At 58.2% G+C, this 12,361-nt stretch carries 13 protein-coding genes; 7 read left to right on the top strand and 6 right to left on the bottom strand.

What is annotated here, in order from left to right; genetic code table 11:
* Positions 1–128 precede the first annotated feature (128 nt).
* Together clpA and clpS are read right to left on the bottom strand one after the other, a co-directional pair.
* A complete protein-coding gene (gene clpA, locus ACQ4WZ_RS20840) occupies positions 129–2,429 on the bottom strand; it encodes an ATP-dependent Clp protease ATP-binding subunit ClpA (RefSeq protein ID WP_101484376.1) in 2,301 nt (766 codons plus the stop codon).
* Positions 2,426–2,728, bottom strand: a complete 303-nt coding sequence (gene clpS, locus ACQ4WZ_RS20835) for an ATP-dependent Clp protease adapter ClpS (protein ID WP_034751577.1) — start codon at positions 2,726–2,728, stop codon at positions 2,426–2,428. The genes clpA and clpS overlap by 4 nt, the downstream gene beginning before the upstream one ends.
* Before the next feature lie 321 nt (positions 2,729–3,049).
* Between clpS and cspE the strand changes: the two genes are divergently transcribed.
* Entirely contained in the window at positions 3,050–3,253 is a 204-nt protein-coding gene (gene cspE / locus ACQ4WZ_RS20830) for a transcription antiterminator/RNA stability regulator CspE (protein ID WP_010395943.1), read from the top strand.
* 92 nt (positions 3,254–3,345) lie between these two features.
* Here cspE and icd read toward each other — a convergent pair whose 3' ends face one another.
* Positions 3,346–4,599 (bottom strand): NADP-dependent isocitrate dehydrogenase, encoded by a 1,254-nt coding sequence (gene icd / locus ACQ4WZ_RS20825; protein ID WP_436574407.1) that lies wholly within the window; start codon positions 4,597–4,599, stop codon positions 3,346–3,348.
* 309 nt (positions 4,600–4,908) lie between these two features.
* Here icd and ACQ4WZ_RS20820 point away from each other — a divergent pair, with 309 nt between their 5' ends.
* From ACQ4WZ_RS20820 to ACQ4WZ_RS20810, 3 genes are all read left to right on the top strand, one after another.
* Positions 4,909–5,472, top strand: a complete 564-nt coding sequence (locus ACQ4WZ_RS20820) for a pseudouridine synthase (RefSeq protein WP_101484374.1) — start codon at positions 4,909–4,911, stop codon at positions 5,470–5,472.
* A gap of 107 nt (positions 5,473–5,579) precedes the next feature.
* The gene (locus ACQ4WZ_RS20815; protein WP_436574406.1) at positions 5,580–5,885 is read left to right on the top strand and encodes a hypothetical protein; all 306 of its coding nucleotides are present in this window, start codon (positions 5,580–5,582) and stop codon (positions 5,883–5,885) included.
* Between the two features lie 131 nt (positions 5,886–6,016).
* A complete protein-coding gene (locus ACQ4WZ_RS20810; protein ID WP_133993696.1) occupies positions 6,017–6,469 on the top strand; it encodes a DUF192 domain-containing protein in 453 nt (150 codons plus the stop codon).
* Positions 6,470–6,641: 172 nt separating this feature from the next.
* On the opposite strand, the gene rpsT is transcribed toward ACQ4WZ_RS20810, so the two are convergent.
* Positions 6,642–6,908, bottom strand: coding sequence for a 30S ribosomal protein S20 (gene rpsT / locus ACQ4WZ_RS20805; protein ID WP_010395935.1), 267 nt, complete (start codon positions 6,906–6,908; stop codon positions 6,642–6,644).
* Between the two features lie 297 nt (positions 6,909–7,205).
* Here rpsT and murJ point away from each other — a divergent pair, with 297 nt between their 5' ends.
* Positions 7,206–8,753 carry a murein biosynthesis integral membrane protein MurJ gene (gene murJ / locus ACQ4WZ_RS20800; RefSeq protein WP_133993698.1) on the top strand — a complete coding sequence of 516 codons (1,548 nt, stop codon included), beginning with the start codon at positions 7,206–7,208 and terminating at the stop codon, positions 8,751–8,753.
* 91 nt (positions 8,754–8,844) lie between these two features.
* On the opposite strand, the gene ACQ4WZ_RS20795 is transcribed toward murJ, so the two are convergent.
* Positions 8,845–9,342: an FxDxF family PEP-CTERM protein gene (locus ACQ4WZ_RS20795; RefSeq protein ID WP_101484371.1), complete on the bottom strand. Its 498-nt coding sequence runs from the start codon at positions 9,340–9,342 to the stop codon at positions 8,845–8,847.
* 495 nt (positions 9,343–9,837) lie between these two features.
* On the opposite strand from ACQ4WZ_RS20795, the gene ACQ4WZ_RS20790 reads away from it, so the two are divergent.
* Together ACQ4WZ_RS20790 and ACQ4WZ_RS20785 are read left to right on the top strand one after the other, a co-directional pair.
* Positions 9,838–10,008: a hypothetical protein gene (locus tag ACQ4WZ_RS20790; protein ID WP_180338602.1), complete on the top strand. Its 171-nt coding sequence runs from the start codon at positions 9,838–9,840 to the stop codon at positions 10,006–10,008.
* A 441-nt stretch (positions 10,009–10,449) separates the two neighbouring features.
* Positions 10,450–11,193 (top strand): PEP-CTERM sorting domain-containing protein, encoded by a 744-nt coding sequence (locus ACQ4WZ_RS20785; protein ID WP_436574405.1) that lies wholly within the window; start codon positions 10,450–10,452, stop codon positions 11,191–11,193.
* Between the two features lie 58 nt (positions 11,194–11,251).
* On the opposite strand, the gene ACQ4WZ_RS20780 is transcribed toward ACQ4WZ_RS20785, so the two are convergent.
* A complete protein-coding gene (locus ACQ4WZ_RS20780; RefSeq protein WP_436574404.1) occupies positions 11,252–12,274 on the bottom strand; it encodes a TIGR03790 family protein in 1,023 nt (340 codons plus the stop codon).
* Between the last annotated feature and the right edge of the window lie 87 nt (positions 12,275–12,361).

Raw genomic sequence — 12,361 nt, 5'->3', positions numbered from 1 at the left:
GTGCAAAAGCAATACCTATTTTTAAACAAGGTTATTTTAACAACACTTTCCTTGACTGATGGTATGCACGTAAAAAAACCCGCGCCACTTGCGTGGGCGGGTTCTTTTTGAAAGCAGCCAGGCTGCGCTTATTCCACTTCCACCGTTTCCGGTGCAGCTGTCGGCGCCGCGTCTGGCGGTTCCGGGAATTCCAACAAGACCTGGTCCTTGTCGTCGAGGTCGACCGTGACCCGTCCGCCCGTGACCAGGCGGCCGAACAACAGTTCGTCAGCCAGGGCCTTGCGGATCAGATCCTGGATCAGGCGTGCCATCGGCCGCGCGCCCATCAAAGGATCGAAGCCTTTCTTGCCAAGGAAAGCACGCAGCTTCTCGGTAAACACGGCTTCAACCTTTTTCTCGTGCAACTGTTCTTCCAGCTGCATCAGGAACTTGTCGACCACGCGCAGGATGATTTCCTGGTCCAGCGCGCGGAAGCTGATGGTCGCGTCAATACGGTTGCGGAATTCCGGCGTGAACATGCGCTTGATGTCGGCCATCTCGTCGCCTGCCTGCTTGGAATTGGTGAAACCGATCGAGGCTTTCTGCAAGCTTTCCGCACCCGCATTCGTCGTCATGATGATGATCACGTTACGGAAATCGGCTTTGCGGCCATTGTTATCCGTCAAGGTGCCATGATCCATCACTTGCAGCAGGATATTGAAAATGTCCGGATGGGCTTTTTCAATTTCATCGAGCAGCAAGACCGCATGCGGCTTCTTGGTGATCGCTTCCGTCAGCAAACCGCCCTGGTCGAAACCAACATAGCCCGGTGGCGCGCCGATCAAACGGCTGACCGCGTGGCGTTCCATGTATTCCGACATGTCGAAACGGATCAGCTCGATGCCGAGGATGAAGGCCAGTTGCTTGGCCACCTCGGTCTTGCCGACACCGGTAGGACCGGAGAACAGGAAGGAGCCGATCGGCTTGTCCGTCTTGCCCAGGCCAGCACGCGCCATCTTGATGGCGGACGCCAGCGCGTCGATGGCTGGATCTTGCCCAAACACCACATTGCGCAAATCGCGGTCGATCGTCTGCAGCTTGCTGCGGTCGTCCTGGTTGACCGTTTGCGGCGGAATGCGCGCGATCTTGGCAATGATGTCCTCGATCTCGGCCTTGCCGATGGTTTTCTTTTGCTTCGACTTCGGCAGAATGCGCTGTGCCGCGCCCGCTTCATCGATGACGTCGATCGCCTTGTCGGGCAGATGGCGATCGTTGATGAAACGCGCCGCCAGTTCGGCCGCCGTCGACAGGGCCGAGGCCGAGTATTTCACGCCATGGTGCTCTTCGAAGCGCGATTTCAAGCCGCGCAGGATCTGCACGGTTTGCTCGACGGTCGGCTCGTTGACGTCCACCTTCTGGAAACGGCGGCTCAAGGCATGATCTTTCTCAAACACGCCGCGGAATTCCGTGTACGTTGTCGCGCCGATGCATTTCAGCTGGCCATTCGCCAATGCCGGTTTCAGCAGATTGGAGGCGTCCAGCGTGCCGCCCGAAGCCGAGCCCGCACCGATGATGGTGTGGATTTCGTCGATGAACAGGATGCCGTTCGGATTGTCCTTCAATTGCTTCAGCACGGCTTTCAGGCGCTGTTCGAAGTCACCGCGATATTTGGTACCTGCCAGCAAGGCGCCCATATCCAGCGAATACACGACGGCATTCTGCAGGATTTCCGGCACATCGCTTTGCGTGATGCGATAAGCCAGCCCTTCGGCGATGGCCGTCTTGCCCACGCCCGCCTCGCCGACCAGCAAGGGATTGTTCTTGCGGCGGCGGCACAGGATCTGGATCACGCGGTCGACTTCTTCCTCGCGCCCGATCAGGGGGTCGATCTTGCCTTCGGCAGCGGCCTTGTTCAGGTTTTGCGTGAACTGGTCGAGCGGGCTTTCCTTCGGCTGGCCATCGACGGGCGCTTCTTCCACGCCTTCGGAGGCTTTCGCGCTTTCCGTCGACTGGTCCTTGCGCACGCCGTGCGAAATGAAATTGACCACATCCAGGCGCGTCACGCCCTGCTGGTGCAGGTAGTAGACGGCATGCGAATCCTTTTCGCCGAAGATGGCCACCAGCACATTGGCGCCCGTGACCTCCTTCTTGCCATTCGAAGCGGACTGGACGTGCATGATGGCGCGCTGGATCACGCGCTGGAAACCAAGCGTCGGCTGGGTGTCGACTTCGCCCGTGCCAGGCACGGTCGGCGTGTTATCGCCGATGAAATTGGTGAGGGTCTTGCGCAGGTCCTCTATATTGACCGCGCAGGCACGCAACACCTCTGCAGCGGAGGGATTGTCCAGCAGTGCCAGCAGTAAATGCTCAACCGTGATGAATTCGTGCCGTGCCTGCCGAGCTTCGACAAACGCCATGTGCAAACTTACTTCTAATTCCTGCGCAATCATACTTCCTCCATCACGCACTGCAGGGGGTGCCCCGCCTTGCGCGCATGCGTTAAAACGAACTCCACTTTGGTACACGCTATATCTTTAGAGAACACGCCGCACACTCCTTTGCCGTAGCGATGAACACTGAGCATGATTTGCGTCGCCGTTTCACGGTCCTTGTTGAAATACTCCTGAATGATGGCCACCACAAATTCCATCGGTGTGTAGTCGTCATTGAGCAAGGCCACCTGGTAGAGCGGTGGCGGCTTCAGCACCTGCCGCTCCAGCAGGGTTTCTGTGTCGTGCTTGGTTGCCATACGCTTATTCTAATGCTTTCACAGTGGTTGTCATGCGCAATATCTACGCCTTTCCAATTGTTTTCAATCTTACGCGTTTTCTTAATAGTGCGCAGATGGCGACCTTGCTGTCAAAATCAAGAGTTGCTTTTTTGGTTGCCGTGAAGAATTTGGCAATATCGATGGAAAAGCGCTTGACTTCATTATTTATTCCGCCAACAATGCTGTATCGACTGTTGCAGTAATGTACAGCTTGATAAGAAGTGAGACGTCGAGGAGGGGGCAAGAAGCTTCTTGCTTTTATGGCTCGTGTGATTTGTTTTAATTTTGAAAGTTCTTTTTATGGCAACAGGTACAGTTAAGTGGTTCAATGATTCCAAAGGTTTTGGCTTCATCACTCCAGATGACGGCGGCGAAGATTTGTTTGCTCACTTCTCCGCAATCAACATGAACGGTTTCAAGACCCTCAAAGAAGGTCAAAAAGTTCAATTCGAAGTCACGCAAGGCCCTAAAGGCAAGCAAGCTTCCAACATCCAAGCAGCCTAAGCATCGCCGGCCCTCAGATGTGAAAAACCCCGTCTCCTGACGGGGTTTTTTTTCGTCCGCAGGGTGCGCTGCACCCTGCCCCGCCCCTCCAGTTACATATGCTCGATCATCACCTGGCCGAAACCGGAGCACGATACTTGCGTCGCGCCTTCCATCAGGCGGGCGAAATCGTAGGTGACGCGCTTCGAGGCGATCGACTTTTGCATCGACGAAATGATCAGGTCGGCCGCTTCCAGCCAGCCCATGTGACGTAGCATCATTTCCGCCGACAGGATCAGGGAACCGGGGTTCACGTAATCCTTGCCCGCATACTTTGGCGCCGTGCCATGCGTCGCTTCAAACATGGCGACGGAGTCGGACAGGTTGGCGCCCGGCGCGATGCCAATGCCGCCCACTTGCGCCGCCAGCGCGTCGGAAATGTAATCGCCGTTCAAATTCAAGGTGGCGATGACGCTGTATTCGGCCGGACGCAGCAGGATTTGTTGCAGGAACGCGTCAGCGATGGAATCCTTGACGATGATATCGCGGCCCGTCTTCGGATTCTTGAACTTGCACCATGGACCACCATCGATCAGTTCGGCGCCGAATTCCTTTTGCGCCAGCGCATACGCCCAGTCGCGGAAGCCGCCTTCCGTGTACTTCATGATGTTGCCTTTGTGCACGATCGTCACGGATGGCTTGTCATTGTCGATTGCGTACTGGATGGCCTTGCGCACCAGGCGCTCCGTGCCTTCAATGGACACGGGCTTGATGCCCAGGCCCGACGTGACCGGGAAGCGGATCTTGGTCACGCCCATTTCATTGATCAGGAAATCCATCAATTTCTTGGCTTCGGGCGAGCCTTGCTGGTATTCGATGCCCGCGTAGATGTCTTCCGAGTTTTCGCGGAAAATCACCATGTCCGTCTTTTCCGGCTCTTTCACGGGCGATGGCACGCCCGTGAAGTAACGCACGGGACGCAGGCAGACGTACAAATCGAGCTGCTGGCGCAGGGCCACGTTCAGCGAGCGGATGCCGCCACCGACGGGCGTGGTCAGCGGCCCCTTGATGGAGACGACGTAATCTTTCAGTACGGCCAACGTTTCTTCCGGCAGCCACACATCGGGACCGTACACATTCGTCGATTTCTCGCCCGCATAGATTTCCATCCAGCTGATCTTGCGCACGCCGCCATAGGCCTTGGCCACGGCAGCGTCGATCACCTTGATCATGACCGGGCTGATATCGATGCCCGTGCCATCGCCTTCAATGAAGGGAACGATGGGATTATCTGGTACATTCAGCGAAAAATCGGCGTTGACGGTGATTTTTTGGCCGTCAGCAGGTACAGTGATATGTTGATACATCGTGATCTCCGAAGTGGGACACACCGCTGGCGGGCAACACAGGCCGGCGACGCGCTCTGCGGTTGCAGAGTTTACAAAAACAAGTCCGAACATGGCGGCAACAACGCACTTTAGCAGGGAAGGAACAGCCGGGCCATCCGCATCGCCATGCAGAATGCTGCGCCAAAGAACCTTATCGCCACACTGACTCAAGTCTTCTATAAGACATAAGACTAGCGTTTCACATTATGCACCAGTATCTTACAGGGCGCCACGCTTTTGCGGCGCCAATCAGCGGACACCATCGTTTGCATCAATTCATCTATCAGCATGCCACTCATCCTCTTCAATAAACCATTCCAGGTCTTGTGCCAGTTTTCGCCGCAGGACGGCCGCCTCACCCTGGCCGACCATTTGACCATTCCCGGCATCTACCCGGCCGGCAGGCTCGACGCCGACAGCGAAGGCTTGCTGCTGCTGACGGACGACGGCCGACTGCAACACGAGATCAGCCATCCCGACCGCAAGGAAGCGAAAACCTACCTGGTGCAGGTCGATGGTGTGCCCGACGCCGCCAGCCTGGCGCGCCTGCAGGCGCCACTGGACCTGGGCGATTTCACTACCAAGCCTTGCAAGGCCGTGCGTATCGCCGAGCCGGACTGGCTGTGGCCGCGCAACCCGCCCATCCGCGCGCGCGCCGACAAGCCGACCTCATGGCTGGCGATAACTTTAAAGGAAGGAAAAAACCGGCAAGTGCGGCGCATGACGGCTGCCGTCGGCCTGCCCACCCTGCGCCTGGTGCGCAGCGCCATCGGCCCGTTCTCGCTGGCCAGCCACCCTCTGCTACCCGGCGAATGGTGTGAAGTGCCGGCCGAGAACATTGGAAAAACGTGAGCTGGACAAGAAAAAACGGCGTCAGCACTGAATTTTGCCAATAAGCACTATTTATTTTTAGATAATGCATTAAAATCATCTCACCTTCACATGACGAAAAAGGAAAGATGATGACAAAAGCAATACTGGCACTGACCGCCTCCCTGCTTGCCGGCGCCGCACTGGCCCAATCGGGCGCCCAGGTGCACGCTTCCGCTGCTACCGATGCCGTCAAGCCGCCACCTGCATCGGCTGCCAGCCATGCCTCGGCCGCCACCGATGCCCTCAAGCCGGCAGCAGCCTCGATCAACGCATCGGCGGCGACAGATGCGGCGCGGACCAAGGCCTCGGCCGCAACCGATGCACCGCGCCTGATTCCCCAGCCGCGCAAGACGAAGCAGCCTGCCGCTGAAGCAGGCAAGCCCGTGAAATAGGCGCAGTCCCCGGGATAAGGGCAGCAACCATGTTGCTGTAACGCCACGCTTTCGGCGCCGCCAGGCAGCATGCTTGACCAGGCGGCCGCCAGCATGGCTTAATCGCCGCTTCGCTGCCACCGTCCCGCGCCATGAAAACATCCCTTCGCCGCCTCAGCCTTTCCACCGCCCTGATGGCTTGCGCCAGCATTGCGCAAGCACAAGCGCCACAAGGCAAGAGCTTGCAGCTCTCGGCCGGCATGCATTTGATCCAGGCGGAAGTGGCCGCCACGGAAGAGCAACGCGAACAAGGCTTGATGTACCGCGAAAAGTTGCCAGCCAATGCGGGCATGCTGTTCGTCTTCGGTAACCCATCGACGCAATGCATGTGGATGAAAAACACGCCGCTGCCCCTGTCCGTGGCCTTTATCGATGCCGGTGGCAAGATCGTCAACATCGAAGACATGCAAGCGCACACGCTCGACAGCCATTGTTCGACCAGGACCGTGCCCGTACGCTATGCGCTGGAAATGCATTTGGGCTGGTTCAAGCAAAAGAACATCAAGCCGGGCATGAGCATCGGCAACCTGCCCGCAGCGCGCTAGACCGTGGCGGCCGGCCGCTGTCCAGCGCGGACAGGGCCGCAAAAACAAGCGAATAAAAAATGAAAAACGCGAAAAAACCCGCCAGAATAAATCTGCGGGTTTTTGCTTTTCAACCAGTGCCAGCGTGCCGGCACAGGCAAGGCCACCGTGGTGGCTTGCCTGCTGGTGAATATTAAGCGGACAGTGCTTTCAAAGCAGCTGCCAGACGGCTCTTATGGCGAGCTGCCTTGTTTTTGTGGATGATCTTCTTGTCAGCGATACGGTCGATGGTCGACACGGATGCTTGGAAGATTGCAGCAGCTGCTGCCTTGTCGCCGCCCTGGATCGCTTTGCGAGCAGCTTTGATAGCCGTGCGCAAGGTCGAACGTTGGGACGAATTGTGTGCGTTTTGCTTAACTGCTTGACGAGCGCGTTTGCGCGCTTGTGCGGTATTTGCCATGGAATTTCCTAAAACAGGGTCAAAGTGCGTTTGCAAACATTAGTGTTTGCCAACCGGTGCGTTCTGTGCGTCTGCCGAACCATGTGTGCCAAACCAGTGCCTGTCAAACATTAGTGTCTGCGTAACAGAATTCTGTACAGCCTTCGATTATAGCGATATTTTCAAGCGGGGGCAAATCAAAAAACCGTGTGTGACGCCAAAAACACCTGGAAATGGGCCTGACAAGGGCGAATCCGCAGCGTTTGTTACCATATTTTAAGCGTTTAACGGTACAGCGGGCGGCTATAATCTGCCCCCATGAACTTGCTTAAAACCCTCGCCGCCATCTCCAGCATGACCATGCTGTCCCGTGTAACCGGATTATTACGTGAAAGCCTGTTCGCGCGCGCCTTTGGCGCCGGCGCCTACACGGACGCCTTCATTGTTGCCTTCCGCATCCCCAACCTGTTGCGCCGCTTGTTTGCCGAGGGTGCGTTCTCGCAAGCTTTCGTGCCAATCTTGTCGGAATACAAGAACCAGCATGGCCAGGAAGCGAGCAAGCAATTGGCCGACCATGTAGCCACCACCCTCGTCTGGGCAACCCTGCTCGTATCCCTCATCGGCATCGTCGGCGCGCCGTGGTTCGTGTATGCGATCGCCACGGGCCTGACCAAGGACCCCGGCGCCTTCGACGCGGCCGTGTGGATGACGCGGCTGATGTTCCCTTATATTACTTGTATGTCCTTCGTAGCCCTGGCTGGCGGCATTTTGAATACCTGGCGCGAATTCAAGATTCCTGCCTTCACACCAGTGTTGCTCAATTTATCATTCATCGCCGCCTCGCTCTTCCTCGCCCCTTACCTGAAACAGCCGATCTACGCCATGGCAATTGCCGTGTTCGCCGGCGGCTTGCTGCAGGTGGCCATCCAGATTCCTGCCCTGATCAAGATCGGCATGCTGCCGCGCCTGTCGATCAATCCCGCCATCGGCCTGTCCGACGGCGGCGTGCGCCGCGTGCTGAAAAAGATGGGGCCGGCCGTGTTCGCCGTCTCGGCAGCGCAGATCAGCCTGATGATCAATACCAGCATCGCGTCGCGACTGGCCGAAGGCAGCATTTCCTGGCTGTCGTATGCGGACCGCTTGATGGAGTTTCCAACAGCCATGCTGGGCGTGGCCCTGGGCACCATCTTGCTGCCCAGCCTGTCGAAGGCGAACGTGGATGGCGACAAGACGGAATACTCGGCCCTGCTGGACTGGGGCTTGCGCCTGACTTTCCTGTTGGCATTGCCGGCCGCCGTCGGCATGGCAACCCTGGCCACGCCGCTGATCGCCACCCTCTTCCACTACGGTAAATTTACGGCCGAATCCGTGACCATGTCGACGGAACCGCTGGTGGCCTACAGCCTGGGCCTGATCGGCATCATCCTCGTGAAAACCCTGGCGCCCGCATTCTATGCGCGCCAGGACATCCGCACGCCCGTGAAAATCGCCATCGGCGTGCTGATCGCCACGCAGCTGATGAATTTGCTGTTCGTGCCCTACATCGCGGTGGCCGGCCTGGCACTGTCGATCGGCCTGGGCGCCTGCCTGAACGCCACTTTTCTCTATTGGGGCTTGCGCAAGCGCGGCATCTACACGCCCAAGCCTGGTTGGACCAAGTTCTTCCTGCGCCTGCTGCCGGCGCTCATCGTCATGGGCGGCGTGGCCGCCTTCGGCGCACTGCGCATCGACTGGATCGCTATGCAAGCCCATCCACTGTTACGGGCCGGTGCCCTGGCCTTGCTGGTGAGCCTGTGCGGCGTGGCCTACTTTGCCACCCTGTTCCTCGTCGGATTCCGCTTCCGCGACTTCAAGCGCCACGCCTGACAACATGCCTGGGACGTTGTCACCATCACGCATGTTGTAGAAACAAAAAAAACCCGCCTCGGCGGGTTTTGTCATGCTAGCCGGGGAAAAATCAGACGGCTTTGCGGGCGCGGCGGCGTGCCGCAAAACCGACCAGCGCCAGGCCACCCAGCAGCATGCCGTAGGTTTCCGGTTCCGGTACGGGCAAGGCGGACACCGTGCCCACATATTGGCCGTTCTGCAAACCGGTCAAGCCCGAAACACGCACCTCATAGCTGCCAGCCGCCAACGGCCCCGCCCAGCTCAGGCTTTGAATGCCGGCTACCGATGCCCAGGTCAGGTCGCCATAGCCCACCAGTGTTGCGGCGAAGTTGCTGATCGCGCCTTCGGGAACGGAAAACGTTTGCAATGCACCGAAAGACGCCGACGATGGCGTCAGCAGTTTAAAGGTCCACAAATCGTCGATCACCGTATTGGCAGCGAAATTGGTGGTGATGGATGCCCGGGTATCAAAACCGCTTGGATCCAGGATACCCAGATTGTAGGTGGCCGCCGACGCGCTGAACGATGCTGCAGCCAGAATGCCTGCCGCGATAAATTTCAATTTCATAATTTAGCCCTTAAAAGTAATTTATGGCCGCCAAGTGGTGCCAGCCATCGTTTTAGTACCGAAAGTACCAAGCGGAATAGTAGCATAAAAGCATTAGATTAATTGCAAATATTTTATCTTAATTTCATTTAAAATAAGTATTTCCCATGCGAAATGGTTGCGGGCATATAGGGATTTCCCAAAGAAAATAGTTCTCTCCGTATCGCTCCACATTGACTTATAGTTACAGCAGATCGGGGGGGGCCTGCTGCGCGCCAGCCTCTTCCTGCGGCCCCCGCCACCTCGGGCGACGCGGGTTCAGGCGCTGGCGCTACAGGCATAGGCGCCGGAAGTCTTGCTGGAAAAGGAAGCTGCGCTGTCTCCCCGCAGCGGGCTCGCGCGCCTGTTAAAGGGCTTGCGCGAAGGCAGGCCCTTTTCCGCCGCACCGGAAGAGCATGGCGAACTGTTTCCCCGTCATACAGCGGCATCGTCACGGAGGCCGAGGGCAGCAGTGCCTTGTCGCGCCACCTCGACTACCAGCAGCGCATCGACACGGTGCGCGGAAAAATCGTCAGCGCCTTCATGGTCAGCCATGTGGTGTCCCGTTTTGCCGAAGCCTGCCAGGGCACCGGGTCCAAGCTGCGCCTGCCTGGTTCGTGGCAAGCGCGCGCACCTCATACCGCATGATGACGTGTCCGTGGCGAAACACTGGTCGCGCTGGCCCTACTGCGATGATCTGTGCCTTGCCCCTCGTCGCGCGAGTCTCGCCCGATATAGAAGAACATGTCAGCGATAGCATTTCAACAAGCCCAACGCAGCTGTGATCAAACAGAATCCAGGCAGGCGGCTGCTTTCCGACAGTATCATTTCAGCAACGCCATACTTTACAAAGCAATCCCGGCGCGTGCACGGCAGGACAACATGATATAATTCAAACAAATAAGTTTAGTTACTGACAAGACATTAAGCGGCACTAGCAGACCCAGTGGTGCAGGCCCCATCCATGCCTGACCTTGAAACGCACTCCCAACCTTGCTCGCAACAGTAGCCTGGAAGGGAGAGGCAACAATCGCATGTGGATACACGCGTCAAACGACGCACCCTTCCATGCTTTTTGAGAGATCGATCATGCCAACACCAATTTTCACGCCAGCCTCTTCCCGCCCCTTGCTGCTGGCCGCAGCCTTGATGCTGTTCGGCGCCAGCGCCCAGGCGCAGACGGCCGCGCCTGCGCAAAAGAATGAAAAAAATTGCCAGGCCAGCACGCAATCGGCGAATGGCAAGGCGAAAGATGCCAATCTGGACGGCACTTACAGCGCCTGCAGCCTGGCCAACGGCTTCATTGGCTTCGGCAATCGCATCAGCGACGGCCTCAACAAGACACCGGAATTTGAAGGCGGCATGTCCGACCAGGAATTCCGCAAAGTTCAATCGACCGACAAAACGCACGGCCTGGCTACGCGCCAGTTGCCCGCCGATGCTGACGTCAGCGAGCCGCGCCTGGCGCTCGCCAGCAGTGACCGTAACTATCGTGTTGCCACGCGCGATTTCGTCGCCGCCGAAGAAAACCGTCCCGTCGATGACGCCGCCGGATACCGCGGCCCGGGCCGTTCGTACAACCCGGCCCGCAGTGTCGACGACACTCCACTGATCTTCTCGTCGTCGCTCGGCGAAGGCTTGCCTGTCACTGGCGGTGGTGTTGGTAGTGGCGGCTCCGGTGGCGGCTTCACGGGCGGCAGCGTCATTCCCGTGACGCCGAACATTCCTGCCGTGACGCCGGACATTCCAGCCGTGCCGGAACCGGAAACCTATGCCATGCTGCTGGCAGGACTGGGCCTCGTCGCCCTGGCGCGCCGCCGCAAGAGCAAATAACGCAGCAAGATGAAAGAGGCCCGCAAGGGCCTTTTTTATTGCCTGAAAGAATCAGGCTTCAACGCCGGAAGCGCGCATACGGGGCGGCGAGCGGGTCGCCGATGAACAGGCCCTGGGCTGGCCACAGCACGCTGCCCCAGTACGCTTCCAGTGCCGTGCTGCCGGACAGGTAGCGGCGCAACAGCACGGTCGGATTGGGAAACTTCTGCCAATAGTTGCACGGTTCGCTGACGGTGCCATAGCTGGCCGTCGCACCCGCCTCCAGCCAGCGCTGGCTGCTCATCTGGCTACTGCCTTGCAAGTCACCGCCATACGAGGTCAGGTGGTCGGCCAGGGCGCCGGGCAGGAAATGCAGGGTCTCCAGCTTGGCCACCTTGGCCATCCCCGTCTGGTACACCATGATGTCTTTCGCCCCTTCCAGGCTGTCCGCCTTGAGGTTCTTGATGGTCAGCTTGCGCTGGAGCACGACGCCGGCCGGCGGAAAGAAAGCGGCACGGCTGTTGCGTGCCGCATCGCTGGTCGTCAGGTAATAGGCGCTGGCGGCCGGCACGGAAAAGCCGATGACCTTGCCGCGATCCACCACGGCCTTGGCTTCGTCCACGAAATCGACAGGCAAGAGCATCGACAAGCGCATGCCCAGCTGCTTGTAGGGCTGGCCCACCTCGCTGTTGAAATACGCGCTGGGCTTGCCCGGGCCGCAGGTCTTCGCACATTGATCCCCGTCATAGCCCAAGGTGAAGGCGGACGTGATGGCATTGCATTCGACGGCATATGGGGCGCTCCACACCATCAGCACGGCCTGGATCTCGGGTTTCAGCTGCGCGTCGATGCGCTCCTTCAATTGCGCGAACTGATCTACGCTGAGATTGCGCGGACGGTTGGGGATATTCACATGCACAACGTTCGCCACAGGGATGGTATGGGCCTGGCGGTAATATTCCCCCACTTCGATACTATTCGGCTCGGCATCGTTGATGACGATGGCCAGTTGCGACGGCTGCAATCGTGGCGCCGCAGGCGGCGCATCGGCGTACGCGATACCGGCGACCAGCGCCAGCGAAAAACAGAAAAAGTTACGCAATGGTGAATCTCGCCCGATGAGGTAGTATCGAAGCCGCCATGTGGCAGCCGCCAGCTGTGCCAAATGATTATAGTCCCATGCAATCGA

The organism is Janthinobacterium darwini, assembly GCF_051380905.1.
Classification (GTDB): Bacteria; Pseudomonadota; Gammaproteobacteria; order Burkholderiales; family Burkholderiaceae_D; genus Janthinobacterium.
Note: the sequence above shows the minus strand (reverse complement) of the source record. Positions and strands in the feature narration are given on the sequence as shown.

Bases quoted from the DNA above. Each gene is read 5' to 3' on its own strand.
- ACQ4WZ_RS20810 (WP_133993696.1), top strand. From the start codon at position 6,017: ATGAAAACATCCCTTCGCCGCCTCAGCCTTTCCACCGCCCTGATGGCT.
- cspE (WP_010395943.1), top strand. From the start codon at position 3,050: ATGGCAACAGGTACAGTTAAGTGGTTCAATGATTCCAAAGGTTTTGGC.
- murJ (WP_133993698.1), top strand. From the start codon at position 7,206: ATGAACTTGCTTAAAACCCTCGCCGCCATCTCCAGCATGACCATGCTG.
- ACQ4WZ_RS20795 (WP_101484371.1), bottom strand. From the start codon at position 9,342: ATGAAATTGAAATTTATCGCGGCAGGCATTCTGGCTGCAGCATCGTTC.
- ACQ4WZ_RS20815 (WP_436574406.1), top strand. From the start codon at position 5,580: ATGATGACAAAAGCAATACTGGCACTGACCGCCTCCCTGCTTGCCGGC.
- ACQ4WZ_RS20820 (WP_101484374.1), top strand. From the start codon at position 4,909: ATGCCACTCATCCTCTTCAATAAACCATTCCAGGTCTTGTGCCAGTTT.
- clpA (WP_101484376.1), bottom strand. From the start codon at position 2,429: ATGATTGCGCAGGAATTAGAAGTAAGTTTGCACATGGCGTTTGTCGAA.
- rpsT (WP_010395935.1), bottom strand. From the start codon at position 6,908: ATGGCAAATACCGCACAAGCGCGCAAACGCGCTCGTCAAGCAGTTAAG.
- clpS (WP_034751577.1), bottom strand. From the start codon at position 2,728: ATGGCAACCAAGCACGACACAGAAACCCTGCTGGAGCGGCAGGTGCTG.
- icd (WP_436574407.1), bottom strand. From the start codon at position 4,599: ATGTATCAACATATCACTGTACCTGCTGACGGCCAAAAAATCACCGTC.
- ACQ4WZ_RS20785 (WP_436574405.1), top strand. From the start codon at position 10,450: ATGCCAACACCAATTTTCACGCCAGCCTCTTCCCGCCCCTTGCTGCTG.